This is a genomic window from Paenibacillus koleovorans NBRC 103111, assembly GCF_004000845.1.
GTDB lineage: Bacteria > Bacillota > Bacilli > Paenibacillales > NBRC-103111 > Paenibacillus_AA > Paenibacillus_AA koleovorans.
On the sequence record NZ_BIMA01000102.1, the window covers coordinates 1 to 26,492 of the forward strand.

The 26,492-nt window shown below is 53.5% G+C and carries 27 protein-coding genes and 1 pseudogene; 17 read left to right on the forward strand and 11 right to left on the reverse strand.

The genetic code is table 11. From position 1 onward, the window contains the following. The 8 genes and pseudogenes from PKO02S_RS32945 to PKO02S_RS25000 form a co-directional block, all read left to right on the forward strand. Positions 1–187: pseudogene (locus PKO02S_RS32945) on the forward strand (sugar ABC transporter permease); the annotation flags it as partial. Positions 188–203: 16 nt separating this feature from the next. Further along, the gene (locus tag PKO02S_RS24970) at positions 204–1,088 is read left to right on the forward strand and encodes a carbohydrate ABC transporter permease (protein WP_127587327.1); all 885 of its coding nucleotides are present in this window, start codon (positions 204–206) and stop codon (positions 1,086–1,088) included. A gap of 146 nt (positions 1,089–1,234) precedes the next feature. After that, a complete protein-coding gene (locus PKO02S_RS24975) occupies positions 1,235–1,924 on the forward strand; it encodes a GntR family transcriptional regulator (protein WP_164821675.1) in 690 nt (229 codons plus the stop codon). A 25-nt stretch (positions 1,925–1,949) separates the two neighbouring features. Further along, positions 1,950–3,107: a M20 family metallopeptidase gene (locus PKO02S_RS24980; protein WP_164821676.1), complete on the forward strand. Its 1,158-nt coding sequence runs from the start codon at positions 1,950–1,952 to the stop codon at positions 3,105–3,107. Between the two features lie 49 nt (positions 3,108–3,156). After that, positions 3,157–3,897 carry an MBL fold metallo-hydrolase gene (locus PKO02S_RS24985; protein ID WP_127587333.1) on the forward strand — a complete coding sequence of 247 codons (741 nt, stop codon included), beginning with the start codon at positions 3,157–3,159 and terminating at the stop codon, positions 3,895–3,897. 32 nt (positions 3,898–3,929) lie between these two features. After that, on the forward strand, positions 3,930–4,970 hold the full coding sequence (locus tag PKO02S_RS24990; protein WP_127587335.1) for a zinc-dependent alcohol dehydrogenase: 1,041 nt from the start codon (positions 3,930–3,932) through the stop codon (positions 4,968–4,970). Position 4,971: 1 nt separating this feature from the next. After that, on the forward strand, positions 4,972–5,982 hold the full coding sequence (locus PKO02S_RS24995) for a Gfo/Idh/MocA family protein (protein ID WP_127587337.1): 1,011 nt from the start codon (positions 4,972–4,974) through the stop codon (positions 5,980–5,982). Positions 5,983–6,049: 67 nt separating this feature from the next. Beyond that, entirely contained in the window at positions 6,050–7,159 is a 1,110-nt protein-coding gene (locus tag PKO02S_RS25000; protein ID WP_164821677.1) for an aminotransferase class V-fold PLP-dependent enzyme, read from the forward strand. Between the two features lie 83 nt (positions 7,160–7,242). Here PKO02S_RS25000 and PKO02S_RS25005 read toward each other — a convergent pair whose 3' ends face one another. Then, positions 7,243–8,322 carry a M23 family metallopeptidase gene (locus PKO02S_RS25005; protein WP_127587341.1) on the reverse strand — a complete coding sequence of 360 codons (1,080 nt, stop codon included), beginning with the start codon at positions 8,320–8,322 and terminating at the stop codon, positions 7,243–7,245. A 41-nt stretch (positions 8,323–8,363) separates the two neighbouring features. Between PKO02S_RS25005 and larC2 the strand changes: the two genes are divergently transcribed. From larC2 to PKO02S_RS25020, 3 genes are all read left to right on the forward strand, one after another. After that, positions 8,364–8,951: a nickel pincer cofactor biosynthesis protein LarC2 gene (gene larC2, locus PKO02S_RS25010; protein ID WP_373865243.1), complete on the forward strand. Its 588-nt coding sequence runs from the start codon at positions 8,364–8,366 to the stop codon at positions 8,949–8,951. Further along, positions 8,948–9,772 (forward strand): AAC(3) family N-acetyltransferase, encoded by an 825-nt coding sequence (locus tag PKO02S_RS25015; RefSeq protein WP_127587345.1) that lies wholly within the window; start codon positions 8,948–8,950, stop codon positions 9,770–9,772. Before larC2 ends, PKO02S_RS25015 begins: the two co-directional genes overlap by 4 nt. 127 nt (positions 9,773–9,899) lie before the next feature. Continuing rightward, positions 9,900–11,837: an LTA synthase family protein gene (locus PKO02S_RS25020; protein WP_127587347.1), complete on the forward strand. Its 1,938-nt coding sequence runs from the start codon at positions 9,900–9,902 to the stop codon at positions 11,835–11,837. Between the two features lie 68 nt (positions 11,838–11,905). Here PKO02S_RS25020 and larC read toward each other — a convergent pair whose 3' ends face one another. The 3 genes from larC to larE are packed head-to-tail and all read right to left on the reverse strand — an operon-like array spanning position 11,906 to position 14,705. Further along, the gene (gene larC, locus PKO02S_RS25025) at positions 11,906–13,003 is read right to left on the reverse strand and encodes a nickel pincer cofactor biosynthesis protein LarC (RefSeq protein ID WP_127587349.1); all 1,098 of its coding nucleotides are present in this window, start codon (positions 13,001–13,003) and stop codon (positions 11,906–11,908) included. Positions 13,004–13,011: 8 nt separating this feature from the next. Continuing rightward, positions 13,012–13,830 (reverse strand): nickel pincer cofactor biosynthesis protein LarB, encoded by an 819-nt coding sequence (larB, locus tag PKO02S_RS25030; RefSeq protein WP_127587351.1) that lies wholly within the window; start codon positions 13,828–13,830, stop codon positions 13,012–13,014. Continuing rightward, a complete protein-coding gene (gene larE / locus PKO02S_RS25035) occupies positions 13,830–14,705 on the reverse strand; it encodes an ATP-dependent sacrificial sulfur transferase LarE (RefSeq protein WP_246067368.1) in 876 nt (291 codons plus the stop codon). The genes larB and larE overlap by 1 nt, the downstream gene beginning before the upstream one ends. Positions 14,706–14,870: 165 nt before the next feature. Between larE and lipA the strand changes: the two genes are divergently transcribed. Both lipA and PKO02S_RS32950 read left to right on the forward strand, forming a co-directional pair. Further along, the gene (gene lipA, locus PKO02S_RS25040; RefSeq protein WP_127587353.1) at positions 14,871–15,767 is read left to right on the forward strand and encodes a lipoyl synthase; all 897 of its coding nucleotides are present in this window, start codon (positions 14,871–14,873) and stop codon (positions 15,765–15,767) included. A 55-nt stretch (positions 15,768–15,822) separates the two neighbouring features. Beyond that, a complete protein-coding gene (locus tag PKO02S_RS32950) occupies positions 15,823–16,782 on the forward strand; it encodes a YutD-like domain-containing protein (RefSeq protein WP_218033956.1) in 960 nt (319 codons plus the stop codon). A gap of 21 nt (positions 16,783–16,803) precedes the next feature. On the opposite strand, the gene PKO02S_RS25050 is transcribed toward PKO02S_RS32950, so the two are convergent. Further along, positions 16,804–17,613 (reverse strand): NAD kinase, encoded by an 810-nt coding sequence (locus tag PKO02S_RS25050; protein ID WP_127587355.1) that lies wholly within the window; start codon positions 17,611–17,613, stop codon positions 16,804–16,806. A gap of 74 nt (positions 17,614–17,687) precedes the next feature. After that, complete coding sequence (gene spoVV / locus PKO02S_RS25055) at positions 17,688–18,992, reverse strand: dipicolinic acid transporter SpoVV (RefSeq protein WP_127587357.1); 1,305 nt, start codon at positions 18,990–18,992, stop codon at positions 17,688–17,690. A gap of 404 nt (positions 18,993–19,396) precedes the next feature. On the opposite strand from spoVV, the gene PKO02S_RS25060 reads away from it, so the two are divergent. Further along, entirely contained in the window at positions 19,397–19,789 is a 393-nt protein-coding gene (locus PKO02S_RS25060; RefSeq protein ID WP_127587359.1) for a globin domain-containing protein, read from the forward strand. A gap of 37 nt (positions 19,790–19,826) precedes the next feature. After that, on the forward strand, positions 19,827–20,543 hold the full coding sequence (locus PKO02S_RS25065; RefSeq protein ID WP_127587361.1) for a DUF2225 domain-containing protein: 717 nt from the start codon (positions 19,827–19,829) through the stop codon (positions 20,541–20,543). Between the two features lie 54 nt (positions 20,544–20,597). Here the strand turns inward: PKO02S_RS25065 and PKO02S_RS25070 are convergent, their stop codons facing one another. From PKO02S_RS25070 to PKO02S_RS25085, 4 genes are all read right to left on the reverse strand, one after another. Further along, positions 20,598–20,885 (reverse strand): GGDEF domain-containing protein, encoded by a 288-nt coding sequence (locus PKO02S_RS25070; RefSeq protein ID WP_164821678.1) that lies wholly within the window; start codon positions 20,883–20,885, stop codon positions 20,598–20,600. Beyond that, on the reverse strand, positions 20,869–21,210 hold the full coding sequence (locus tag PKO02S_RS25075) for a LytS/YhcK type 5TM receptor domain-containing protein (RefSeq protein WP_164821679.1): 342 nt from the start codon (positions 21,208–21,210) through the stop codon (positions 20,869–20,871). The genes PKO02S_RS25070 and PKO02S_RS25075 overlap by 17 nt, the downstream gene beginning before the upstream one ends. An 85-nt stretch (positions 21,211–21,295) precedes the next feature. Then, positions 21,296–21,547, reverse strand: a complete 252-nt coding sequence (locus PKO02S_RS25080; protein ID WP_127587368.1) for a hypothetical protein — start codon at positions 21,545–21,547, stop codon at positions 21,296–21,298. Beyond that, positions 21,544–21,702, reverse strand: a complete 159-nt coding sequence (locus PKO02S_RS25085; RefSeq protein WP_127587370.1) for a YycC family protein — start codon at positions 21,700–21,702, stop codon at positions 21,544–21,546. The genes PKO02S_RS25080 and PKO02S_RS25085 overlap by 4 nt, the downstream gene beginning before the upstream one ends. Positions 21,703–21,857: 155 nt before the next feature. Here PKO02S_RS25085 and PKO02S_RS25090 point away from each other — a divergent pair, with 155 nt between their 5' ends. Then, a complete protein-coding gene (locus PKO02S_RS25090) occupies positions 21,858–23,657 on the forward strand; it encodes a M3 family oligoendopeptidase (protein WP_127587372.1) in 1,800 nt (599 codons plus the stop codon). On the opposite strand, the gene PKO02S_RS25095 is transcribed toward PKO02S_RS25090, so the two are convergent. After that, positions 23,647–24,906: a methyl-accepting chemotaxis protein gene (locus PKO02S_RS25095; protein WP_127587374.1), complete on the reverse strand. Its 1,260-nt coding sequence runs from the start codon at positions 24,904–24,906 to the stop codon at positions 23,647–23,649. The two genes, PKO02S_RS25090 and PKO02S_RS25095, sit on opposite strands and share 11 nt — an antisense overlap. Before the next feature lie 664 nt (positions 24,907–25,570). Between PKO02S_RS25095 and PKO02S_RS25100 the strand changes: the two genes are divergently transcribed. Beyond that, positions 25,571–25,936 carry an O-methyltransferase gene (locus PKO02S_RS25100; RefSeq protein WP_127587376.1) on the forward strand — a complete coding sequence of 122 codons (366 nt, stop codon included), beginning with the start codon at positions 25,571–25,573 and terminating at the stop codon, positions 25,934–25,936. The last annotated feature ends 556 nt before the right edge of the window (positions 25,937–26,492 follow it).

Genomic DNA, 26,492 nt, shown 5'->3' on the forward strand with positions numbered 1-26,492 from the left:
TCTCTATAGCCCGCAAGTTTATGACAGCGGCGATATTATTGACACTTACGTTTTTCGAATGGGAATCATTTCCGCGCAGTACAGCTTGGCGACGGCTATAGGCTTGTTTAAATCGGTTATATCACTCATCTTTATTTCCATTGCCTATGTACTAGCATATCGATTGGCTAACTATCGAATCTTTTAGGAGTGGTGTAATCCGTATGGCCAGACATAGATCCGCCTCACAAAAAGTATTCCAGGCAACTAATCATGTATTGCTTGCATTGCTCGCATTCGGCTGCGTAGTACCCCTCATTCATGTTTTAGCCATTTCTTTGAGCTCGAATGCTGCCGCTACAGGCGGGCTTGTAAAAATATGGCCGGTTGATTTTACTTTCAAATCTTACGAGTATATTTTTGTAACGGACAAGTTTCTGGACGCTTTCCTGATTTCTGTGCAAAGAGTTATTCTTGGAGATGCAGTGAATATGCTGTTAGTTGTCCTGGCAGCCTATCCGTTAAGCAAAGAAGCCAGTCGTTTCCGGCCAAGAACGTTTTATGCCTGGTTGTTTGTATTGACCATTCTGTTTCAGGGTGGACTAATTCCCACATATATGGTCATTCGTTCAACAGGGCTTCTTGATTCCATCTGGGCGCTTGTTCTGCCCAATGCGGTTCCCGTATTCAGCGTTATTCTATTGCTTAATTTCTTTCGGGGACTGCCCAAGGAAATTGAGGAAGCGGCGTATATGGATGGAGCCGGCCATGTCAGAACGCTGATTCATATTTATTTGCCCTTATCCTTGCCGGCGCTTGCCACGATTGTGTTATTGATAACGGTCGGGCATTGGAACAGTTGGTTTGATGGTCTGATTTATATGAATTCTCCTGAAAAATATCCCTTGCAGAGTTACTTGCAGACTGTTGTAATTGAAAAGGATTTTACTAAACTCGGTGAAGAAGATCTAAAGCATATTCAGGAAATATCCGACAGAACTATTAAAGCTGCTCTGGTATTCATGGGGGCTTTGCCCGTTCTTCTGTTATATCCCTTCTTGCAAAGGTTTTTCATGAAAGGGTTGGTTCTGGGGAGTGTCAAAGAGTAGTCGAAGTCGGCTCAGCGCTTGACACTATATTCTGACGTGATATATTATATATAATCCTTAATGGGAATGTTTAGGGACAATTGCATGAAATCTATACACAGAAAGTTGGAGTGCGCATGAAGGATCCAATCACTAAGCAGAGATTTATGGAAAAGCAAAACATGAGCGAGGATTTAGTATCGTTCATCAAGCTTCAGATTATTGAGGGACAATTAAATCCTGGTGACAGGATTATTGAAACGAAGCTCGCCAAAGAGCTAGGTATTAGTCAAACTCCCGTCAGAGAAGCGATTCGGCATTTATCCGGGGAAGGTATTATTGTGATAGTACCGAACAAGGGACCTATGGTCCGCACGCTGGATAGGAAGGATGTATTCGAAATTTATTCTCTTCGCTCCGTGCTGGAGGGACTTGCGATTCGCTTGGCCACTCAGCGTGCTTCGGATGAAGCCATCCATAGAATCAAGGATCTCTACGATAAGATGAAAGCTAAGCTTACGGACGAGTCTGTGAGCACCCTGCTGCAGGACTCCTTACAAATTCATCAGTCGATTATTTATTTATCTGAACACACCCGTCTAATTCGCAGCTATGAATCGATATCCTTCCAGATTGCACTTGTGAATCGCATTTTGGGAAAAGAGTCGACTAAGCAGAAAGAAGTGGATCAGCATCTGGAGTTAGTTGAAGCCTTGATGAAACGAGATCCCGAATATGCGGAATCCGTGATGAAAAAACACATTTATCGTTCATACACCGAATTTTCCGAGCTCTCCGAGTCTGATCATCGCGATATGGAAAGACATCTATGGTTTAATGATGACTTTACTAGATAGATTGATAAAGGGAGAATCGTTCAATATGCAGATATTTGGGGATCGTGCACATCCGGTTTTGGAGATTCTGGAAGATTTGATCCGAATTCCGAGCGTCAATCCCCATTATGACGGGAGTTCCGCTGGTGAAATCGGAATTGCCGATTATTTGGAACATCGTTTCAACAACTCAGCATTTTCAGTAACAAGGCAGCCGGTGCTGCCTCGCCGAGACAACGTGATCGTGGAGTTGAAGACTGGACATCCGGATCGGGTGTTATTGTTCGAAGCCCATATGGATACGGTTTCCTTTGGTAGTATGCTCGAACCGCTCACCCCTCTCTATAGGGAAGGTAAGTTATTTGGTCGCGGTTCTTGCGACACGAAATCAACATTGGCCGGGATGATCTATGCTATGGAGCAATGTGCGTTACAGCCAGAGCTTCTCAATGCGGATTTGATCCTATGCGCTTCTGTTGATGAGGAGCATGCCTATAGAGGACTGACTGCCTTCATGGAGCTGAATATTCCGATTGCAGCTGCTGTTGTGGGCGAACCAACGGAATTAAGCATCGTCGTAGAGCATAAGGGTTGTACTCGATTTCTTATTCGTACGCATGGAAAAGCGGCTCATAGCTCTGTGCCTAGCGAGGGGGACAGTGCCATCTATCAGATGGTTCACGTACTGCGCCATATCAAGGAGAAGATCGAGCCGCAGCTTATTGAGTCAAGAACACAGCTGTGCGGCGCGGCAACGATCGCAGTGGGGACGATATCGGGTGGTGAAGAAATCAACATTATTCCGGAAGCTTGTGAAATAAAGGTAGACCGAAGAATTATTCCTGGAGAGACCCCCCAACAAGTGTTAATGGATTTTGAGAGCTCCCTTAGAAACGATGTGGAACGTTATGGAGTGAAGCTCACCATTGACCCGTTGCTCTACGATCCGGCACTCCATACCCATCATGATGCCGAGGTTGTCAAATGCGCGCAAAAGGCGGCGCGGGCACTGGGTCTTAAAAGCGAGCTTTGCGGAGTCCCTTATGGAAGTAATGCTAGTAAGCTTCAGCAGTATAAAGGGATTCCTACGATCGTTTACGGCCCAGGCTCGATTGCTCAAGCACATTCAAGAGAAGAATGGGTGCCGGTTGATGGAGTAATCCAGGCAGCTGAATTTTATTTGAGGCTTGCCCAAACATTCTGATGGAGCCCAAGTGTGGGAATTGGTAGGAACCTAATAGGGGGGGTAGAGGATGAAATTGTCTGACCAAGTATACATGGTAGGAAGTGGGAAATTCGGTTTGCAGTTAAGCCATTCTATGGATTGCAATGTGTATCTAGTCGACGGCGGTCATGATCAATATGCATTGATTGATGCGGGAGGAGGGATGGATCCGGAGCAGATTATTCAAAACATTGAGCAAGAGGGAGTTCGTCCAGACCAAATCAAGTATTTGCTCCTGACCCACGCCCACGGTGATCACGCTGCAGGATCTGCTTTTTTTAGCAATCAATATGGTATAGAAGTGATTGCTTCCAAGGAAATTCAGCCATGGGTCGAATCTGGCGATCAGGAAAAATCAAGCTTGGCTCCCGCAAAAAAGGCTGGTATATACCCAGAAGATTTTCAATTTCCCCGCTGCAAAGTGAGCAAGGGTGTTGTGGAGAATGACACCATTCATTTGGGAAATATGGAGTTGAAGGTACTGGAGACACCGGGACATTCTCAAGGACATATCAGCTTTTTGCTTGAGCAAAACGGCAAAAAAATGTTGTTCAGTGGAGATGCTTTATTCGCTGGAGGCAAAATCGTTTTACAGAACATATGGGATTGTAGTATTCAGGATTACGCACGTACGCTTAGCAAACTGGGCTTACTTCGAATTGATACGCTCTTCCCGGGTCATGGTGTTTGTTTGATGAAGGAGGCTTGGAAGCACGTGGATATCGCGTGCGGCTATTTTGAACGATTAGAAGTACCTCCTAACTTGTAGATAAATTCAATGGACAGAGGAGTAAAGGCGACATGAAGACATTAGTCTGGAATTCAGCAGAGAAGATGGACTGGGAGGAGCGAGATGTAATAGCTCCAGCCGAGGATGAGGTACTGCTCAGGGTGGAGGCAGTTGGGATTTGCGGTTCTGAGATCGAGGGCTATCTTGGACATAATAGTCTGCGTATCCCGCCTCTTGTGATGGGACATGAGTTCAGTGGACGTATCGAGCAGATGGGTTCCGGTGTCGATCGTGCTGGCGAGCTCCTTCCAGGAATGAAGGTCGCGATTAACCCGCTATTATTCTGCGGTCGCTGCAGAAGCTGCCGGAGAGGGCTAACACAATTATGTGATGAACGCAAAATTATCGGTATTCATCGAGCTGGAGCTTTCGCTGAATATGTAGCCGTACCGACAAGTGCGCTGATTGCCATTCCTGAAGAAGTCGATCGCTTCCGTGCATCATTAGCCGAGCCATTGGCTTGTTCCTTACGTGCGACTAGAAGGGCTATGACTGAACATCCGTTTGCTAATGTGTTAATATATGGAGCCGGCGGCATTGGTTTGTTATGCTCCATGATCGCGCGGCTACTGGGCGCTGCCCGAATAACCATGGTAGACACCAACGAGGAGAGATTGGACAAGGCCCTGTTGATAGGAGTAGATGCTGGAATTAATCCCAAACACAACGATGCGGATAAACGAATCCTGGAAGAGAATAGTGATAAAGGAATTGACATAGTGATAGATTGTGCGGGATTCCAGCCAACACGAGAATCGGCGATTCGTCTACTAAATCCTGGTGGTGTGTTAATGAATATTGGCCTTGGGGTGGATCGTACGTTTCTTCCTATCAATGTTGCCATTCGCAAGGAGATTGAGATAGTATCCTCCTTTTGCTACACCCAACAAGACTTCAAGGATGCAGTCGACCTGCTAATAAGCGGAAAAGTAACCGAGCAAGGATGGACGGAAGTAAGGCCGTTGTCGGAGGGTGCTGCTGCATTTGCTGATCTTGTTGCAGGGCGAGTAACAAACGGGAAAATATTCCTGGATCCTCAAGGAGGACTTTAGGATGAAGCAGGTAAACGTAGGCATCATTGGCTTGGGAAGCTGGGGAATGAGTCATCTGGATGCGTACTCTTCATTGCCATATGTCAATGTGGTAGCTGTGTGCGATTCCAGAGTGGAGAGGTTAAACCTTGCGGCAGCTCAATACCAAATACCAAATTCATATTTGAATTATGAGCAGCTGTTGAGCCATGATGAGATCGATCTGATCAGTATTGTTACTTATGAGAAGCAGCATCTTGAGCCTGCGAGATTAGCTCTATGCTCAGGCAAGCATGTACTTGTGGAGAAACCAATTACAACAAGACTGGATGAAGCTTATTTCATGCAGCAAGTCGCACTGGAGAACAACCGCTTGTTGTTGCCAGGTCATCTGCTGCGTTTCGATCCTAGGTATGCGGAGATCTATCGAGCCATTCAGACCCGCCAGATCGGGAAGCCAATAAGTCTATATCTGAAACGCTCCAGATCGAAAGCGTTGTTTCAAACCTATCAACGGACACATACGGTTTATGAATTAACCATTCACGATCTTGATTTGGCTATCTGGTATACGAACAGCAGGGTGAGAACGGTAAAGGCTTACAGCAAGCAGATTTCGGGAGCTAATTCCCCTGAAGTATTATGGGTTTGCCTGGAATTCGAAAGCGGTGTGATTGCATTTCTGCATAGCAACTGGATGACGCCTGAGGAAGCGAGGATTGCCGTTGCTGATTCCGTTGAAATTGTGGGTGAGCGCGGAATGGCTCATTTCGATACCTCAAGCTGTGGTTTGCAAATATGGAATGAGACCGGGAGAAACTCGCCCGACACGAACATTCATTTCCAAATGTTAGGCCAATCGATAGGCTCTTTAAGAGAACAGCTTATGTATATATGTCGATGTATTGCGACAGATCAAGAGCCTGATTATATTTCCTTTAAAGATGCGGTTCATGGTATTGAGGTTGCGGATGCAGTTGTGAAGTCTTGTGAGACCGGACAAGTGATTCATCTGGAGCATGATTTAAAATGATTATTTATATATATAATACAAAGAGTATTATATGTAATGCATTATGCAGAAAGATGTGGTGATCGATATGGAATCCTTGGTGTCAAGAAATCAATTCATCGGGTTGGATAGCTGTACATGGTTGTATAGCGGCGCTGAAACCCCCACGCATCGAGGCTGCTTAGATCATGTAATGAAATATTTAAACAATAAAAGCTTAGGGCCACAGGGACGCGAGCTCCATTCGTTTGTTGAGCACGAGTGCAAGATGAACATAGCCGCTTTATTACATGCCAAGCCCGAGGATATCGCTTTTCTGTCCAATTCATCAGAAGCAATCTGCGCTATTGCCTTGTCATTGGATTTGAAGTCAGGAGATAACGTTGTCATCAATACGCTGGAGTTTCCTTCGGGGGTGTTGCCGTGGCTGCGCCTGAAGGAAATTGGCATTGAGGTGCGAGTTGTCCAGCATAAGGACTGGCAGGTCTCAATCAGCGATATCATCTCGCGGGTTGATGAGCGGACCAGACTTGTGATAACCAGTCATGTAAGCTATCTAACCGGTGCAAGATTGGATTATAAACAATTGTATAGCCACATCCAGACTACAAACGCACTGCTGCTACTGGATGCTACGCAATCACTCGGAGCCGTTCCGGTGGACCTCAATCATGCTGATTTTATTGTGAGCAGCTCCTACAAGTGGTTGCTGTCCATGCACGGGTTAGGAATCTTGGCGATAAACCCGCGTCGTACTCAGCACATCAGGCCGTTTACAGTGGGCTGGAGAAGCGTTGCCAATATGTTCAGCGAAGATCGTTTTGAATCGTTCGAATTATGGGGAGATGCACGTAAATTTGAAACGGGTTACCCAAGCTATTCTACGATTTATTCCATGCATTTTTCCAGTAAACTATTGTTGGATATAGGAATTGAAGAGACCGAGAAGTATATTCTGGCATTAGGAACAACCTTGATTGAACGATTGACGCATGCCGGATACGAGGTAATGACTCCAATTGAACCGGAGCAGAGAGCAGGCAACGTTTGTATAGTTCATCCTGAAGGGGAACAAGAAGCTAACCGTCTTCGCAAGGAAAACGTGCTCTTGTGGGGGGGAGACAACAGGCTGCGCGCATCTGTACATTTGTTTAACAACAGTTCGGACATAGAACGATTAATGGAACTATTAGAGTAGGTTGTTAGGGGTTTACAAAGTCTATTTATAATCAAGAGCACCCCTTATTTCCAGGGGCGCTCTGCTGCCAAGGAGAATTAATATTACATCGAATTCGATTTCAACCGCAGCCGATCCTCGCGTTCCCATTTGCGCAAATACGGGTAAGGGTCAAAGGACCATTCCTTCGTTCCAGTGTCCCGGTACAGCCCATAATGCAGGTGCGGAGGGAACTTGCCGCTGGTGCCGGGTTTGCCGTAGCCCGAGCTGCCTACATAGCCGATGACTTGTCCGGGTTTGACGACATCTCCTTGATTCAGCGTTTTGGAAAAGCCGGACAGATGTGCGTAGTAATGATACACATTGTTCAAATCGCGCAAGCCGATGCGCCAGCCCCCGTAATTGTTCCAGCCTTTCACCTCGACGACGCCGTAACAGGCGCTGCGGACCGGCACCCCGTAACGGGCGAACAGATCGGTGCCCTCATGGGCCCGGGCTCCTCCCCAGCTTCTGCGCGCTCCCCAAGTATCCCGGAACGAATAGTCCGCCTCGATCGGCAGCACGAAGGCATGCTCGTGCAAGTCCAGCGTTCCGAACGTTTCGTAAATTTGGACGAACTGATCGATCCGCTCGATAGCTCTCGGGTTTTTGTACGCCTCGGTCAGCCCATGGCGCAATTGCTCGGGGGACATGCCGAACTTGGTCAACTGAGCGGTTTTGGTCATGATCAGGTCGAGGTCGTTGCTGCGATCGGCGAGTCCGTCCCCGGAGCCGTCCCGACCCGTCCCGCCGAAGATGCCGATGTGGAACGGGTTCGTGTCGTCCTGCTCCGGGTTCGCGGCGCCTGCCCATTCCTGCTCCGAGTAAAACACGCCGATCAAGGATCCTTTGCGAGTCGGCCTCTTCTTGGGGTTGGCGATATTGAGCGTCCGCTCGTATTGATCGACGGCGGCGAGCTGCGTCCATGGGATGCCGGACATATGGCTGACTTGATCCAGGAGCGCTCGCCGTTCGGCGAATATCGTCTGCATCGATTTCTCGGGCTGCGGTTGCGGCTCTGCCTTGGCTGCGCGTGAGGCTGGGATCGAACCAAGGTCGGCGTATCCGCTCGCCGGCTGACTGACCGCCAGTATGCTGCATGTTGCGGCTAAAATGCTTATTTTCAACCAGGTAGCGGACTTCATCAGAACTTCCTCCTGTCGCCGCTTGTCGTTTCCGTTAGCATGTGCATTCCCAGGCATTGTATTCCTGCGGCCGGATTTGCTACGATGGGATCGGCAGGATTAACAGGAATCGACCAGGGGGCATAGAAGCGATGACGAAGTTCGAGCATGCAATGGAGCATACCGAGGCAGGCATGGTGCTCCTTCAGACGAATTTGGACGACATGAATCCGGAGTGGTGCGCTTACGTGATGGACAAGCTCTTCGACGCCGGAGCGAACGATGTGTATTGGGTGCCGATTGTGATGAAAAAAGGACGGCCGGGCTTCATGCTGAACGTTCTCGCCTCCGAGGAGAAGCTGAACGCGATGGAGCAGGTCATTTTTCAAGAAACGACTACGCTCGGTTTGCGGTATTTGCGCGCGGATTGCCACCGGCTGGGGCGAAAGTTCGAGCAGGTAGAGACGCCATGGGGGCCGATTACCGTCAAGACAGGCTATTACAAGGGAGAAATGGTTCAGGCGGCACCGGAATTCAAGGATTGCGAAGCGGCCGCGAGGAAACATGGCGTGCCGCTCAAGCAAGTGTACGAGGCGGCGAGGCGGTCTTTTGGCAACGGCCGCGCTGGCGCAGAGGAGGAGGCGGAATGAACGGAGCCGATTCGCTTAGCAAGTCCGCACTTCGCGATGCGATCCGTGAAGCGGGGCTGAAGGATCAAGCGTTGTGCGTGCACGCCTCCTATCGCTCGTTCGGCCGAGTGGAGGGCGGGCCGGCAGCAGTTGTGGAGGCGCTCTTGGAATTCGGCAACACGGTGATGGTGCCGGCTTTTACGACGGCGTTGCGAGTTCCTCCGCCGACGGGAGTTCGGTTGCCGGAACGCAACGGCTTCGATTATTCCCGGCGCGAGTATGACGAGCATGACTCCGTCTACGATCCGGATGCGCCTGACATCGATCTGGCGTCTATGGGGGCGGTGCCGGCCGCCGTGCTGCGGATGCCGGGCCGCAAGCGCGGGGGGCATCCGACGAACTCGTTCGCGGCGATCGGGCCGCTGGCGGACGACCTGCTGGCCGGCCAGACGCCGGCAGACCTGTGGGCGCCGATGGCGGCGCTCGTCCGTTTGGGCGGGATGGCCGTGCTGATGGGCGTCGGCTACGACCGGCTGTCGCTGCTGCACCTCGCCGAGCTTCAAGCCGGCCGCCGCCCGTTCATCCGCTGGGTGAACGACGGTGCCGGCGGCAAACGCGAGGTGTCGGCGGGCAGCTGCTCGCTCGGCTTCGGCCGGTTCGAGGAGGCGCTGCGGCTGCAAGTGCGGCGGCTGCAAGTCGGCTCGAGCCGGTGGACGCTGTGCCCGGCACGAGCGACCTTCGCCGCCGCCGCGGACGCTCTGCGCGCCGACCCGCATTTGACCCATTGCGGGGACCCAGCTTGTCAGCGCTGCCACGATATGGATCTGGGCGGACCTATATAGAACCAGCACGATCCAATTTGTAACAATTCAGGTTTTTTTCAGCTTTCTTTAAGATTTCTTTACTATACTGAAAGTCTATTGGCGAAACGTATGGTATTGAAGTCCAAGAAAGGAAGTGTATTATAAAATGCAGTGGATCGGGAGGAATGTAAGAACTAGACTGTTATGGATGGATGAGAATCGAGCGGCTCGCATCGGCATACAGCTGCTTGCGTTAGGAACAGTGCCGCCGCTGCTTGTTTTAGGGATGGAGTGGCTGCAACGGGGCTCGTTCGCGGCGGCGCTGGTCTGGATGACAGGAAACTGGAGTATCGCCTTGCTGAATGTGTTTATTCAAGCACTTGTATTTCTCCTTTTGTATGGCCTGATCGGTTCGCTTATTCCCGCAATCGGAGCAGCGGCGGCGGTGGTGTCGGGGGCTGCGATGATCAATATGCTCAAGCTGAAAATGATCGGCCAGCCCTTTTTTCCATGGGATGTCTTGTTGAGAAAAGAAAGTCTCAATATCGCCCCTATGGTGACCGGTCCGGCGGCTATGCTGCGGATCGTTCTGCTCAGCGCCGTTATTATTGGCGTTTTTCTGCTGCGACTCGTCCTACCCCGGATAGGCCTTCGCCTGGTTAGCCGACTGAGCCTCGGATTGGCCGCGATATTCGTTCTATACTCCTTCGGGACCCGCTGGGATTGGGCCGAGAATCTGATCCGGTCTGCCGGGGTAAGCGAGATTTCCTGGGACCAGCGGAGCAATTATGCGAGCAACGGGGTCACGCTTGCTTTTGCGATGAATGTGAAAAATATGGTGGTGCCCAAGCCTTCTGGTTACGGAGAACAGTCGATCGCCACATTGGCGCAAGGGCTGAGCGAACTGGAGCTGCAGCAGATGAGGCAGGCTTACCGCAGCGATCCTCTGAATGGCCGGAAGCCGAACGTCATTTTCATAATGAACGAGGCTTTTTGGGACCCGACTTTGCTGCCTCAGGTTGTGTTTCCGGAAGATCCATTGCCGACGTTCCATCGGCTTCAGAATGAAGCCATCTCCGGCTACTTGTTATCCCCCCAATTCGGCGGCGGCACGAGCAATGTGGAGTATGAGGTTCTGACCGGACAGTCCGTAAGCTTACTGCCTGCCGGAACCGTGCCGTATCAGCAGTATGTGCGCAAGCCGGTGCCCAGTTTGGCCAGTTACTTCAAGACGCAGGGCTACCGGAGTGTTGCCATCCACTCGTATTTGGGCTGGTTCTGGAACCGTCAGACCGTCTACAAGCATTTCGGTTTCGATAGCTTCAAGAGCGAGGAGCAGTTCGTCGATCCGGAATACAGCGGCTGGTACATCGCCGACGCCGAAGTGTCGAGAAGCCTTGCATCCGCTGTGATCGAGTCGGAAGAGCCGTTGTTCATCTATGCCGTTACGATGCAAAATCATGGTCCCTATGACGATATGCGCTACGGAGAAAACACGGTCCATGCGGAAGGGCCGCTTACGCCGGACGCCAAGCGACAGTTGGAAACTTACGCTCAAGGGGTGCGAGACGCCGACAACAGTCTGCAAATGCTGATCGATCAGTTCGAGCCGATTGATGAGCCCATACTAATCGTATTCTTCGGCGATCATCTACCCATGCTGGGCTATGATTATGACGTATACAAGCAGGGGGGCTTCATTCAAACCGGTGATGCGTCGAAATGGTCGCTTGAGGAGCAGCTGCGGATGCACAGTGTGCCGTTCGTCATGTGGGCGAACTTTGCGATGGAGCCGCAGAACGTGCCACCGGTGCTGAGCAATTCCTTCTTGGGGGCGTTCGTGCTGAACAGCCTGAAGATGGAGAAGCCGGCGACCTTCGCGTTTGCAGGCGGGCTGTCTGCGAGACTACCGGGTCTGCTCAGCAATCTTGTTGTCGACGCCTCCGGTCAGCTGTACAGCTCGGTGCCGGATTCGGAGAAGGCTGCGGTAGAGCAGTATCGCGAGCTTCAGTACGATCAGCTTTTTGGCCAACAATATCTGGAAAAATTTTATGCCATCGGGTCGGACGCGTTTGTGGATGAAAGCGCTGCTGCCCTCAATTAACGCCATTTGAATAGAGTAAGACCAAAAAACCTGACCGGCGTATTTGCCAGGTCAGGTTTTTTATGCAATCAGTGTTCGTGTTTGTGATCCCCGTGCGTGTGAGAGTGACTGTGGTTATGGCTATGGTCCGGGCGATACAGCACCTTGCGCTCGTGGAGCACTTGTCCGCGAGGCAAGGCCGACTCGTGCTCGTGCGAGTGGGCGTGATCATGATCGTGATCGTGATCGTGGTCGTGGTCGTGGTCGTGGTCGTGGTCGTGGTCGTGGTCGTGGTGGCTATGTCCATGATCATGTCCATGTTTGTGATGCCCATGATCATGATGGTGATGGCCGTGCCCGTGATCATGCCCATGGTGATGATGGTGCTCCGGCTGCATAGCTTCCCGCTGCTCGATGTTGGCGAGCCCATGCTGCACCTGCCACTTCGCGAGGTACGGGTCGGCCGTGCCGACAATGGCGCGCAGCACGTTCGGCTGCTCCGGTAAGTCGCGCGTCCCGGCGCCGTAGCCGACGGCTTCGACGAGCATCGGCGGCAGTCCGCGCGCGAAATCATGCACGATGCCGGCCACGACGCCGGCGCCTGTCGGCGTCGTCATCTCCATCGTGTAGCCGGTCGGCGCGATCGGCAGCCCCTTCATCATCTCGAGCGTCGCCGGCGCCGGGACGGGGTAGATGCCGTGATCGCACCGCACCGTACCGGAGCCGAGCGGCACCGGCGAGCAATAGATGCGCTCGACGTGGAGCGAGTCGATGGCGAGCGCGATGCCGATCACGTCGGCGATCGAATCGATCGCTCCGACTTCATGGAAGTGCACATGGTCGAGCGGGATGCCGTGGATCTTGCCCTCCGCCACGCCGATTTTCTCGAAAATGGCCAAGCTCAGCGCCACTACATTGTCGTTGAAGCCGGCTTCGCGGATCATCCGCACAATGTCGGAATAGTGACGATGTTGAGTTGGCGGGTGCGCCGGATCGGTCAACACGTCGACCTTCAGCGAGGAGATGCCCCGTTTGTTCACACGCCGCCACTCCAGATGGAACGGCTCGACCCGGATTTTGGCCAGCTCCGACTCGATGTAGCTGCGATCGGCGCCTGCATCCACGAGCGCCGCCAGCGTCATATCTCCGCTGATGCCGGAGAAACAATCTAAGTATAAGATCCGCATTTCGGCGATCACTGCCTTTTCATTCGGTTTTTGTTGATGAGGCCGGCGCTGTAGCCGGCGCCGTAGCCGTTGTCGATGTTCACGACGGTGATGCCGTTTGCGCACGAGTTGATCATTGTGAGCAGCGCGGACATGCCGCCGAAGTTCGCGCCATAGCCGACGCTAGTCGGCACGGCGATGACCGGCTTGGACACAAGGCCGCCTACGACGCTCGCGAGCGCGCCTTCCATGCCGGCGACGACGATGATGACGTTCGCCTCGCGAATGACGGAGAGGCGGCGGAACAGGCGATGGATGCCGGCAACGCCTACGTCGTACACTTTCTCGACGTGGTTGCCCATGCATTCGAGCGTAATCGCCGCTTCCTCGGCGACGGGCAGATCGGCCGTTCCTGCACAGACGACGGCGACATAGCCGTCGTTCACCTTCAGGATCGGCTTCTTGAACCAGGTCAGCGCCTGAGCGGTGGCGTGGTACATGACGCCGTCCACCGCGGCCAGCACGCGGTCGGCCTTAGCCGGGTCGATGCGGGTCGCGAGCACCCGGTCGGAGTGCAGCTTGAGCCGCTCGAAGATGGCGATCAGCTGCTCCGGCGTCTTCCCGAGGCCGAAGATGACCTCGGGAAAGCCTGTCCGTTTCTCGCGTTCGAGGTCGAGCTGGGCGAAGCCCAGATCGTCGACCTTCGCATCGGCAGCCCCAGCAGCGCCGTCCCCAGCCTCCGCAAGCGCCGACCGCTCCAGCCGGCGCTTCGCCTCGCCTATATCAAGCTCGCCCGATTGGACGAGCTTCAACAATTGCTCCAGATCCAGCTGTTCCGAATGTCCCATTACGAGGTCGCTTCCTTCTTGGATGATAAACCCGCCGCCTTCAGCACCTCGTTCATGCTGCCGGTCCGATAACCGGCCAAGTCGAGCGTGACGTAGGTGAAGCCGAGCGATGTAAACTTGCGGTAAATGTCTTCCTTCAGCTCGATTATGCGGGCGATTTCGTCCGGCATCACTTCGATCCGGGCGATTTTGTCATGATGGCGTACCCGCACTTGCCAGAACCCGAGCTGATACAAGTAGTCCTCCGCCTCGTCGAGCTGGTCGATCTTGTAGCGTTCGATCTTCGTACCATACGGTATACGGGACGAGAGGCAAGCGAACGAGGGCTTATTCCAGGTGATTAGCCCCAGCTCCTTGGACAACGTCCGGATTTCTTCCTTATAAAAGCCGGTTTCCTGCAGCGGGCTGCGGACACCTTGTTCCTTTTTGGCTTGCAAACCCGGGCGGTAGTCCCCTAGATCATCCATATTGGAGCCATCCACGATATAAGGATAGCCGTGTTCAGCAGCAAGCTGCTTCAAATGCGTATAAAGTCCGGTTTTGCAATGATAGCAGCGATCCGGATTGTTGGCGACGAAATCGGCGTTGTCGAATTCTCTAACCTCTGTCTTCATAAGCTGGACACCCATGTCCTCGGCAATTCGAACGGCTGCATTGAATTCCCGGGTCGGGAACGTCTCGGAAGCTGCCGTAACGGCCAGCACTTGATCCCCCAGCACTTGATGCGCGCGCTTCAGCGCGAACGTACTGTCCACGCCTCCGGAGAAGGCAATCATCACACGGCCCATTTCGCGGAAAATATCACCCAGCAAGGCGTCTTTCTGCTCCAGGGGTAGGCCGGCTTCGCGGATCGATTCGTTCGCTTTCATGACCATCGTTTCATCCTCTCCTATCCGTAAGGTAGCCGCTTGAGCTCCCAATGGACTATCCTCTCTATCCTTCAGTGTATCACAAAGTTGGGGGTTGTGGCATGTCGCGGCATTCATGGTATAATATCATCAGATTTAGCATGGATCATGATGTGGAAAGCGGGAATAGAAATGGCTACCAAGCAACCGATCGGACGGAAACCGGACTGGCTGAAAATCAAGCTGACATCGGCCGACGAGTTTCACCATGTCAAGGAACTGAAGCAAATGATGCGTTCCAAGACGCTGCATACCGTTTGCGAAGAGGCGAAATGCCCCAATATACACGAATGCTGGGCGAACCGCACGGCAACCTTTATGATTTTAGGCGACATCTGCACTCGTGCTTGCCGCTTCTGCGCGGTGAAGTCGGGGTTGCCGACCGAGCTGGATCTGCAGGAGCCGGAGCGGGTAGCGGAAGCCGCCGAGCAGATGGGCTTGCGGCATTGCGTCGTTACCTCCGTCGCCAGAGACGACTTGGCTGACGGCGGGGCCTCGATCTTCGCGGAGACGATCCGCGCGATTCGCAAGCGGCTGCCGATGTGCGGCGTCGAGGTGCTGATTCCGGACTTCATGGGCAACGAAGAGTCGCTGCGCATCGTGATGGACGCGAAGCCGGACATTCTGAACCACAACCTCGAGACGGTCGAGCGTACGTCGGATCGAGTACGGTCGAAGGCGAAATATCGCCGGTCGCTGGAGCTGTTGGCGAGGGCCAAGCAGATGCAGCCGAGCATCCCGACGAAGTCGAGCCTCATGGTCGGCGTCGGCGAGGAGTGGGATGAGATTCTCCAGACGATGGACGACCTCCGGGCGATCGATTGCGACATTATGACGATCGGCCAATACCTGCAGCCGACGAAGGTGCACATGGACGTGAAGAAGTACTACACGCCCGAGCAGTTCGCCGTACTGAAGGAAGAAGGAATGCAGCGGGGCTTCAGCCACGTCGAATCCGGACCGCTCGTCCGCAGCTCTTACCATGCGCATGAGCAGGTGCGCTCGGCGGAAGCGAAAGCGAGCACATAGGAAGCAAGAGATAGGGAATCCGCCAGCTAACTAGCACGGAGGGGAGGGGAAGCCTTTGATTCATATCGGAGGCCGCGCTTACGAGGTCGTAGTCGACTATCGGAACGCGTACAACTTTGAGGCGTTACGGGACCGATACAGCGAGGTGCTGGAGCGATACGACTACATCGTAGGCGACTGGGGATACAACCAGCTCAGATTGAAAGGCTTCTTCAAGGAAGCGAATCAGAAGTCGACGAGAGACACTACCGTAGCCGGATTGAAGGACTACTTGAACGAGTATTGCAATTTCGGCTGTGCTTATTTCGTGTTGGAGCGGGTTAATGCCAAGAACCTCCCCAAGTCCCCGCTCGCCGACGGCGAAACGCGGGATTCGGATTCACCCGATTATGAGGGACTGGCTGCCGAGGGGGAGCAAGCCCAAGTGAACGGCGTCAATTTACCGCCGCCTAGACAGCACCTGCATCCGCATCCGTCGCGGCACGATTATGCCGGACGACAGGAAGGCGGCTCCAAAGGGACAAGCCATACCTACGGCGGCGGCAACAACGGCAAGAAGCCGGAGCGTCAGGACCGCCACGAGAAAAGCGATGTGGCGCGGGGCGACCGCCCGGACAAGCAGGACCGTCAGGCGCATCGAGGCGACCGCCCGGAGCGTCCGGACCGCCTTGAGCATCGCCAGGACCGCGGCGACCATCGTACGGATCGCAGTGAACACCGCACCGACCGGGGCGAACGCCACCCGGAGCAGCGCCACAACCGGCCAGAGCAGCGCGACCGGGGCGGCAGGCCGGAGCATCGCGGCCAAGACCAGCGGAGCGGCGAGCGTCCGGACCGCCATCCGGAGCGCAACGACAGGCACCTCCGCGGGGATCGCCCGGATCGCCAGCCGCCGCAGGACAAGCAGGATCGCGGCGAACGATCCGAGCGCGAGCGCGGCCAGGACCGCAACCAAGAGCGCCACGACCGTCCTCGAGGCGGCGCGCCGAAGACAGAACAAGCTCAGGGAACTTAATCCCTGAGCTTGTTCTTTGTGCTATTCTATGATTTCGCCGATAAACGCCTCGCGCACGCGATTCCAGAACGGGAACGGCCGGAACCGGGCGAAGCACACTTTTTTCTCGGCGACCATGCTGCGAATGGAGAGGATGTCGTTCATCTCTACATTAAGATGATCGATCGTCAGCAGCATGTTCATTTTTTTCTTCGGGTAAATATCGCAATGGTGATGCTTCGGCAGCACGATGGACGAGCCGAGCGATCGGTACACGCGATTGTTCAAGGAAGCCATCTCGGCGATCTGGATCGCCTCGAGCGACGGGTGCAGAATCGCCCCGTTCAAGCTCTTGTTGTAGCCGGTACTGCCGGATGGGGTGGAGATGCATATCCCGTCCCCCCGGAACATCTCGAACCGCTCGTCATTGATGTGCAGCTCGGCGACCAGGGTGGCCCCGCCGCCCTTGAGCGTAAACTCGTTCAACGCCAGATGCGTCTCGGTGCCGCGTTCGGTTACGATCTCGATATGCACGATCGGGTACTTCACCGTGCGAAGCGGTGGTGCGGCCTTCGCGGCGGCCATGCTGCTCACGAGCGTATCCACCTCGGCAGGCTTCCAATCCGCATAGAACCCGAGGTGTCCGGTATGAATACCGACGAACGCGGTGTCGTCGAGCCGGTGGCTGTACATGTGGAAGGCGTGCAGCATCGTGCCGTCGCCGCCGACGGATACAACGATGTCGGGCTGCTGCTCGTCCAGCTCCATGCCGTGCGCCGCCGCGAGCTCATGAACCCGGTCCTTCGTCTTACTGGAGATCTCGTCGCCCCGATGGACGATATTGTATTTCACTGCGGGCTCTCCCCCTGTACGATGCTAGGCTAGTCTCATCATAATCAATTCCGGGGAAAGTTACAATGGGATGGTTAACGGGAGAGAGGGCGATGTTGGAAAAGGAGGCGCAGGAGCGGGCGTCCAAGCGCATATAGCGCGCCCATCAAGAGCAGCAAGCTTGTCACCATGAGCAGCAAGCCTATCGAAGCCGTGTAGAGCCACGGCAGGAGACCTGTCCCGTACTGAGCGGCTTCGGCCGCTCCGCCTCCAACCCCGGCGCCGGTTTCCAGGCTCGGCCCAAGCTGCGGGAACGCGGCGGAGACGGCGCTGCGTACGGAAGCGAGAGGCGTCCACAGCAAGTAGACGCCGGCCGTCGCCAACACGGCATGAGCGAGCCTTGCGGCTATGAACGGCCAGTAGCGCAGATTCGTCCGGTTTAGCAGGCTGACGATTTGGGAGTGGACGGAGATGCCGGCCCACGAGAGGATGAAGGCGCCGACGGCGACTTTATGCACCAAGGCGAGGTGATCGCCGGCATCGGCGGCGGAGCGGGCGCCCAGCGTCACCTCGAACAGGCCGTTTACGATCGCCTGAGACAGCTCCAGCGGGATGCCGACGAGCCGCAGCGCCGACCCGGTTGTTTGCGCAAGACCTCTCAGCAGGTGAGTGACGTTTAACATCTCCAGGAACACGCAGAAGAAGACGACCAGACCGCCGACGACCATCACGAGCCGCAGCGAAGCTTGGATCGCCTCCTGCAGCATCTCGCCGAGGGGGCGGCCGTCTTGGATGCGGGCATGATGCATGGCGATAAGTGCACGCTTCATCAAGCCGATCCCTTGCCGCCCCTCCGTAATATGCATCGGCGTCGGGACCGACTTTCGGCCGTGGAACCTCATGAGGAGGCCGATCAAGAAGCAGGAGCCGTAATGGGCGGCTGCCAGCACGACGGCAAGGCTCACGTCGTGGAAGAAGCCGACGGATACGGCCCCGATCAGGAATATCGGGTCGGACGACGTCGTGAAGGCGACGAGCCGTTCACCTTCTTCACGCGTGACGAGCCGCTGCTCCCATAGCTGCGCGGTGAGGCGGGCGCCGACCGGATAGCCGGAAGCGAGGCCCATCGCCATAACGAAGCCGCCGATGCCCGGGACGCGGAACAGCGGACGCATGAGCGGATCGAGCAGCGTGCCGAGGAAATGGACGAGGCCGAATCCGAGCATCAGCTCGGAGATGACGAAGAATGGCAGCAGTGCCGGGAACAAGATGTCCCACCAGATGGACAAGCCTTGGAGGGCCGCTTTCCAAGCTTCGTTCGGGTAAGCGAGCATGAGCCCGACCAGGGCTGCGAACAGCGCGGCCAGGCATGCGGTCGTCGCGTGTCGCCACGTGAGCATAGGCGGTCCTCCTTCCCTTTTCCGAGATTGGTACAACCTCCTATACGTATATGTGAGCGAACCGCGAGGCATGCGGACAAACGGGGATGTAAACGGATACAATATTTTTTTCCATCTGCTGAATTTTGCTACATAGTGTGCTATACTTGAAAAAAGCCTACGGAGTGATGCCTATGATGAGCGTTGTGGCAGGACTAATCGTATGTGCCTTCGTGTTTGTGATCAAGGAAACGTTGATGAGTTCGTCTGAAGACGACATGGAGAACTAGTCGAAGCTACCGCCAGAGCGAGGCCGCCTTTTCTTTAGGGGAAAAGATGGCGTCGCTTTATTTTTGTTGTATAATAATGGATAGCATGTTTGGTACGAAAGTACGAAATCTTTTTGAAACAGGAGACCCAGACAGATGGAAAACGATCAAGATCAGCAAAGAACCACCCTATACGAGCTCATCGGTGGAGCAGACTCGGTTCTCCGGCTAGTTGAAGCCTTCTATCCTCTGGTGCAGGCGCATCCGCTGCTCGGACCGCTTTTCCCGAAGGACATCACGCCGGTGATGGAGAAGCAGGCTCAATTTCTTACCCAGTTTTTCGGCGGACCGACGCTCTATTCGGACCAGTACGGACACCCCATGATGAGGGCGAGGCATATGCCTTTCCCGATTACAATCGAACGGGCGGATGCTTGGCTGGGTTGTATGGCGGTTGCCCTGATGGCGATCGGCCTTGACGAGGACTTGCAGCGAGTGGTGCTGGAGCGGCTGAAGGGACCAGCCTACCATTTTGTGAATACGAATTGAACCGGAACCGGGAACGGGTAGGAGAGGGAGGCTAGAGGTGGAAGTATCGCCCTTATACCAAATCAAAGTCAAATGCACTTGCTGCGAGCAGCAGTTTCAGACGTCGAAGGTAAGGCCCAGCTTCAAAAAATCGAAAGGGTCGGACACCGACTTCTGCGTGCATTACAAGGAGATGAACCCGGAGTATTATGTGGTACGGGTTTGTCCGTTCTGCGGCTTCTCTATGACCGAGAACTTCTCGGACAAAATGACGCCCAGACAAAAAAGCGACTATTATGATAAGCTGGGGTCCAAGTGGGTGTCGAGGGAGTTCGGCGGCGAACGGGATTGGGCGACGGCGATGCAGAGCTTCAAGCTGGCGCTGCTATGCGCCCAGATTAAGGGTGAGCGGGACCGTATCCTGGCCGGATTGCTGCATCATATTGCATGGCTGTATAGGGAAAAGAGCGACAAGGAACAGGAGCTGCGGTTTCTCCAATTTGCGCTGGACGCTTATGTGAGGGTGTTCCAGGGGGAAGAGGAGAATATGAACAATGCCCGGCTCATGTACTTGATGGGTGAGTTGAACCGCCGGTTGAAAAAATACCACGAGGCGGTTCGTTGGTTCGGCCGGGTTATCAATGACAAAAAAATTATGGATGCGGCGATGATTCGAGCTTGCCGGGAGCAATGGGTCCAGACGCGCGAAGACATGCTGGCCGACAAGCTGGATTTGCCGGAGGAGCTCCAGGAAGAAGAGAAAAAGAAGAAATAATACATCCCTTTCTATGCCAATAAACCTCTGGATCGAATTCGATTCAGAGGTTTATTATGTCCCATGCTCCAACGATGGCGTGTGGATGAGATCTCCTGGGGTCGGATCATAAAAGGTATAGCGGTTTTTGCCGCTGCGCTTGGACATGTAGAGCGCTTGGTCCGCTTCGGCCATTATCCGCAGCAGATCGTCGTTTACCGTCTCCGCAACGGAAATCCCGATGGAGATGGAGATTTGTTGACCGGGCTGGAATTCACGTCCGTCAAACGGATAATCCGTGATGATCCGACGGAGCCGATCGGCCAGCAGCGCAAGGGAACGACCGTCAGTCGCGTGGCTCAACACTACAAATTCTTCTCCGCCGTATCGGGAGATGGGGAGGGTCGTTCCAGATCATGAATAGCGCGGGCAGCAAAATCGACAATGGCGCAATGGGCCACCCGAACCGCAGGCCGGCCATCATGATCGGAATATACCGCAGATCGTTGATGATCAACTCCGTCTGCATCGGCAACAGCATCATCAAGATGGAAGACAGCCCCGTCAATAGGGGAACGGCCCATGATTCGGTGGCCCCGTCGACAATTCGGTTTTGCAGCTTTAGCGCAATATAGCTGAGTGTAACAAGTGTACATGCGGTCGTAACCGGAAACAAATAATCTTCCATGAATGAATCGCTCCTGATAAAACACCTGGGCAACTTCATGCGGGCTAGGCAGTCCACCGATAAACCGGGTTGAGATCCGGATGCATCACCAATCGTTAGTCGGGTTGGCGCGCACCGGTCGATCGGCGAGCAAGTAATCGGCGTCGGCGTCGATGGCTGTAATCTTCTCATGACAGCATGGGAACACGATCAACCGCTTGCGGCCGTCTCGAATTGGCGCCAAGTCGTCCTTCCTTAAGGGCAGCCTTACATTGTCAGCCCCGCAGAATGGGCAGCTTGAGATATAAATATCGCCCCGAATCGTCTCGTAGGGGCAAGTATTCTGAAAAGGAATCATGACTCTGTTTTCCCGTCCGGCTTCTCCTCTTGGGCCAGCTCCATCAGCTTGCGCATCAGGATGTGTTGCGGCATATGCATGAGATGCTCGATCGGGACATTCAATTTTGCGGCCAGCAGCTTCGCGGTTTCGGGAGAAATTTGCAACGGCTTCATCCAGGACCCCCATAAGTTAGGAATACTTTTAGTTATACACTACTTTCGAAGGATGTCAAACGGCATGGATCCGCCCGGCATTTTATTTCATCCAGGAAGTATGATTAAATAAATAGGGAATGCCAGCTCTTATTGATGGAAAGGTGTGGATCAAGATGAAGCAACCGCTCAGTCTCGTCTGGGATTTGGACATCATTTTCGCAGGAGGCAGCGCCTCTGCGGCTTACGCTCAGTTCCTGGACCGCTTGGAGCAGCAAATTCACGAATTTCGCGAGCAGCTGACCGGATTCGGAAGCTCGTTCGCAGATCCCCATGGGGCTGCGCTCGAAACGCTTGTAGACACGATGCAGCGTATCTTGCTAGGCATCCGCGAAGCGGACTCGTTCGTCGGCTGTTTGACGGCAGAAAATCAGAACGATAAGAAGGCCGTTCAGCTGAACGGCAGAGTCACAACGATGAGCGCGGAGTTTAGCTCCGCTTTGACGCATTTCGATCAAATATTGAAACAAATTCCGGATGACGTCTGGCAGCAGCTGCTGGCCTCCGAGACGTTCGAGGCCATCGCGTACCCGCTCGACGAACGTCGCCAGCTAGCCAAGAAGAAGCTGTCTCCAGAGCTGGAGTCGTTGATCGGCGATCTGGCCGTTGACGGCTATCATGGCTGGAGCGAGATGTATAATACGGCAGTCAGCAAATTCCGGATTCTATATGACGACAATGGGAAGACGGTAGAGCTTTCCGCCGGTCAAGCCCATAATAAACTGCACAGCCCGGACCGCGTCGTGCGCGAACGCGTCTTCCGGCAATGGGAAGAAGCATGGGGAGAAGCCGCCGATTATTGCGCCGACGCTCTGAACCGGCTTGCCGGGTTCCGGCTGCAGACGTACAAGCACCGCGGATGGGACTCGGTGCTGAAGGAGCCGCTCGACATCAACCGGATGTCGGCCAAGACGCTGCAAGTGATGTGGGATGTTATCGAGCGCAACAAGCCGGTGTTCGTCAGCTACTTGCGACGCAAAGCCCAACTGCTCGGCCTGGAATCGCTGAGCTGGCATGATGTCGAAGCGCCGATCGGGGCCGCTACCAAGCCATACCCGTTCGATGAAGCGGCGAAGCTCATCGTGGAGCAGTTCCGCCGATTCAGTCCGAAGATGGCGGAGTTCTCCGAGATGGCGTTCGAGAAGCGCTGGATCGAAGCTGAGGATCGTGCAGGCAAACGCCCGGGCGGCTTTTGCACCTCGTTTCCGCTCAGCGAGCAGACTCGGATATTCATGACCTACGCGAACACGGCGTCCAACGTCTCTACACTCGCTCATGAGCTCGGCCATGCTTATCACCAGCATGTCATGAACGACATCCCTGGTCTTGCTCAGGAGTACGCGATGAACGTAGCGGAGACGGCTTCGACCTTTGCAGAGATGATCGTGTCCGATGCAGCTGTGAAAAACGCGACGAACGAAGACGAGAAGCTGGCATTGCTGGAGGACAAAATTCAACGGTCGGTCGCGTTCTTCATGAACATCCATGCGCGGTTCTTATTCGAGACTGAGTTCTATGAGAAGCGGAGAGCCGGCCTCCTGAGCGTAGAAGAATTGAATGCGCTCATGATAAGCGCCCAGCAGCGCGGATTTCAAAACGCATTAAGCGAGTATCATCCGCACTTCTGGGCGTCGAAGCTGCATTTCTATATTACCGGCGTGCCGTTCTATAACTATCCCTATACGTTCGGCTATCTGTTCAGCGCCGGCTTGTACGCGAAGGCGATCGAAGAAGGCGCCGGCTTTGAGGACAAGTACATCGCCTTGCTCCGGGATACCGGTAGCATGACGGTCGAGCAGCTGGCGATGAAGCATCTTGGTATCGACTTGACCGAACCGGACTTCTGGCAAGGTGCCGTCGATCTGGCAGTCGCTGACGTACAGGCGTTCATGGAGATGACGGACTCTATAATCTAAAAATTTGGATCGTCCGCTGCAGTTGACCTACCGATTGGGCCATCTGCTCGGATTGGACGACCATGGCATCCACAGCGGCGATTTGTTCATTCATCGCCGCTGATACTTTTTCCGTACCGGCTGCGGATTGAATAGTGATCGTTGCAATACTGTCCATCGTAGACGAAACCATCTTGGCGCTATCTAGCATGCGATCGCTCTCGCCCGCGAAATGGGAGATTTGCTCCGAGATAAAGCGAATGCTGTCAACAATGCGAGCGAAGATCGTTTCCGTCTCGCGGATGAGGCTCGTTTGTGTATCGACGATTTTCGAGTTTTGCCCGATTTGCTGAAGCGCTTGATCGATCCCTTGGCCAATGCTGCGGACGAGACTGAACACTTCCTTGGTCGATGCCGCCGATTCCTCGGCCAGCTTGCGCACTTCTTGCGCGACGACGGCAAACCCTTTGCCTTGCTCGCCGGCGCGGGCCGCCTCGATGGAGGCGTTCAGCGAGAGCAAGTTCGTTTGCTCCGCGATTTCTGAGATCGAATGCGTGATTGCGGAAATGCCGTTCGCTTCTTTGGCCAGGCGGTCGATCGTTTGAGACAGCAGTGTTGTCGCTTCTACATTTCGGCGCATGCCTTCGCTCTGGCTTTCTACGGCAGTGCGGCCTTGATTGAGAAGAGAGAGCATGTTCTCGGACTTGGCGTTCATTTCTTTGGTGGAGCTTGTATAATTCGTGACTTTGGTCTCGATTTCTTTGATAGCGGAGGCCATGCGCTCGATTTCGGCGGCGATTTGCTGGGAGCCGGAGGCGAGCTCATTGGCACTGTATGTAACTTGGCCTAGCACTTGCTTCAGGTTCTGATTCTTGTTGCTGCTCTCGCGGGACGAGTTGGCCACATTGCGAGTGATGCCCGTCGTTTCGTTCAGGATGTCGCGAAGCTTGTCGATCATTTTGTTGAAGGACCGTCCTAATTCGCCGAGCGCGTCGTTCGAGGTCGCTTCAACTTTGATGGAGAAATCGCCCTTGGAGATATTCAAGGCTACGCGGGACATGGAATCAATCGGGTCTGTAAGCGCTCTCTCTAACCATAATACAAAAGGGTAACTGGCCAAGATCAACACAATCGCGAGTACGAGCGCTGGGAAGAAAGATGCGTCGGACATGCCGGCGAAGAGCAGCAATACCGCGGAAAATACGCCGACTAGGATAAAACAACCAGTCTGCAGTTTGCGTTTGAACGAAAGAGCTTGGAACCAGGACATGGATCAGACCTCATTTCCGAAATTTGTCACCAACTAGGTAGATTATAGCATGTCGAATTCAGGCGGTCTATCTGCTTCTTAGGTAGAATCTGCTAGTTCTCATGGCACTAGCAGCCCGAACATGATGTTTTATATAATAAAGTTACACTGGATTCCGTGTAGAAACGAGGGGTGCTTGTGCCGACACTGAACAATTGCAAAAGCTGCGGCAAGCTCTACTTGCAGAATGTGACGGAATACTGCAGCGACTGTCAGGCGCAGAATAACCGGTACTTTATGCAAATACGGGAGTTTTTGAAAATCAATCCGCGCTGCACCGTCATGGACATCCACAATAGGACGGGGATCCCCGTGTCCAAAATTCTAGAAATGCGGAAGAGTGAATACGTGCCTTTTAGCCAATAGAATGGTGTTGAACAGAAAAAAACGATTTAGTAGCCGTCCGGTTTCGGACGGTTTTTATTTTTTTGCGGCAGTGAGGAAGTATATGAATTGAAGTAGTTCCACATAGCGGTTTAGTAGTTCTTTGGGGCTATTTTAATAGTCTATTGATCACAAATTATGTAAAAGGTTGTTGAAAGAGGAAACGAAGATGACTATACTATGCCTTGGGACCTAGAAAATACAGAATATTACAATTCAGTGGAAAGGAGGTAATGAAAGATTGTTTAACAATTCATTAGCCCGGCAACTGGACATCGTGTTCAGGCAGCTTCGCAACGAGCTGTCCCAATTGTCCTCCGGCACCGTATTTATTCAGATTCGAAACAACATCATCGGCAAGTTCGGCATTCGGCATTTGCCGCTTGAGACAAAAGACGGCAAACTCGTGAAACAGCCCGTCACCGGGTTGTCGCCACAGCAACAAATCTCGTTTTTGCGCATGGCCATCGACTCGCTGGATTACAAATCAGCTTGGACGCATGGCGAAATGTTCCTCGACTTCTCCGTCCGACAAAGCAATCTTTGCGCAAGTGTTCAGTTTGAATCCAATTACAACATGGCTCACCTTCCACCAGCAGACAAGTAAGCCCTCGTCCTTATCCTATCATGGAGCAGTACCCCAAACCCGGCTGATGCCGGGTTTGGCCTCAACATCATGACCGCCACCATCTGTCAGGTCTGTATCAAGCTCCTTTGGTCCACTATCCCCTCCGCTCAGTAGCAGCAGGAGGCTGAGTGGGACAGATGCGCTCATGAATTAAAAATTAACTCTATAACCAACTAGTCTCAATGAAGGGAACAACATACAAATGCAATCAAATTCAATATTACCATGACCGGCTAGCTTAGAAAAGTCTTATTTCTCCCAGAACCCGAGCCAGTTCAAAAGCCAATCGTTTAACTCAGCAATCGGCATGTCTCAAACAATCCATTCAACCCAACTCAAACTATCAATCGAACATAGCTTAAGCAATCCATTCGACCCAGTTCAAACCATCAATCGAACATAGCTCAAGCAATCCATTCGACCCAGCTCAAACCATCAATCGAACTTAGCTCAAGCAATCAATCCAACCTAGTAGATCGCTCCTTAAATAATGTAACTATATTCCAGTGAAATATGGTATACTCTCTGTAGCCCT

Bases quoted from the DNA above. Each gene is read 5' to 3' on its own strand.
- PKO02S_RS24970 (WP_127587327.1), top strand. From the start codon at position 204: ATGGCCAGACATAGATCCGCCTCACAAAAAGTATTCCAGGCAACTAAT.
- PKO02S_RS24975 (WP_164821675.1), top strand. From the start codon at position 1,235: ATGGAAAAGCAAAACATGAGCGAGGATTTAGTATCGTTCATCAAGCTT.
- PKO02S_RS24980 (WP_164821676.1), top strand. From the start codon at position 1,950: ATGCAGATATTTGGGGATCGTGCACATCCGGTTTTGGAGATTCTGGAA.
- PKO02S_RS24985 (WP_127587333.1), top strand. From the start codon at position 3,157: ATGAAATTGTCTGACCAAGTATACATGGTAGGAAGTGGGAAATTCGGT.
- PKO02S_RS24990 (WP_127587335.1), top strand. From the start codon at position 3,930: ATGAAGACATTAGTCTGGAATTCAGCAGAGAAGATGGACTGGGAGGAG.
- PKO02S_RS24995 (WP_127587337.1), top strand. From the start codon at position 4,972: ATGAAGCAGGTAAACGTAGGCATCATTGGCTTGGGAAGCTGGGGAATG.
- PKO02S_RS25000 (WP_164821677.1), top strand. From the start codon at position 6,050: ATGGAATCCTTGGTGTCAAGAAATCAATTCATCGGGTTGGATAGCTGT.
- PKO02S_RS25005 (WP_127587341.1), bottom strand. From the start codon at position 8,322: ATGAAGTCCGCTACCTGGTTGAAAATAAGCATTTTAGCCGCAACATGC.
- PKO02S_RS25015 (WP_127587345.1), top strand. From the start codon at position 8,948: ATGAACGGAGCCGATTCGCTTAGCAAGTCCGCACTTCGCGATGCGATC.
- PKO02S_RS25020 (WP_127587347.1), top strand. From the start codon at position 9,900: ATGCAGTGGATCGGGAGGAATGTAAGAACTAGACTGTTATGGATGGAT.
- larC (WP_127587349.1), bottom strand. From the start codon at position 13,003: ATGCGGATCTTATACTTAGATTGTTTCTCCGGCATCAGCGGAGATATG.
- larB (WP_127587351.1), bottom strand. From the start codon at position 13,830: ATGGGACATTCGGAACAGCTGGATCTGGAGCAATTGTTGAAGCTCGTC.
- larE (WP_246067368.1), bottom strand. From the start codon at position 14,705: ATGGTCATGAAAGCGAACGAATCGATCCGCGAAGCCGGCCTACCCCTG.
- lipA (WP_127587353.1), top strand. From the start codon at position 14,871: ATGGCTACCAAGCAACCGATCGGACGGAAACCGGACTGGCTGAAAATC.
- spoVV (WP_127587357.1), bottom strand. From the start codon at position 18,992: ATGCTCACGTGGCGACACGCGACGACCGCATGCCTGGCCGCGCTGTTC.
- PKO02S_RS25060 (WP_127587359.1), top strand. From the start codon at position 19,397: ATGGAAAACGATCAAGATCAGCAAAGAACCACCCTATACGAGCTCATC.
- PKO02S_RS25075 (WP_164821679.1), bottom strand. From the start codon at position 21,210: ATGGAAGATTATTTGTTTCCGGTTACGACCGCATGTACACTTGTTACA.
- PKO02S_RS25080 (WP_127587368.1), bottom strand. From the start codon at position 21,547: ATGATTCCTTTTCAGAATACTTGCCCCTACGAGACGATTCGGGGCGAT.
- PKO02S_RS25085 (WP_127587370.1), bottom strand. From the start codon at position 21,702: ATGAAGCCGTTGCAAATTTCTCCCGAAACCGCGAAGCTGCTGGCCGCA.
- PKO02S_RS25090 (WP_127587372.1), top strand. From the start codon at position 21,858: ATGAAGCAACCGCTCAGTCTCGTCTGGGATTTGGACATCATTTTCGCA.
- PKO02S_RS25095 (WP_127587374.1), bottom strand. From the start codon at position 24,906: ATGTCCTGGTTCCAAGCTCTTTCGTTCAAACGCAAACTGCAGACTGGT.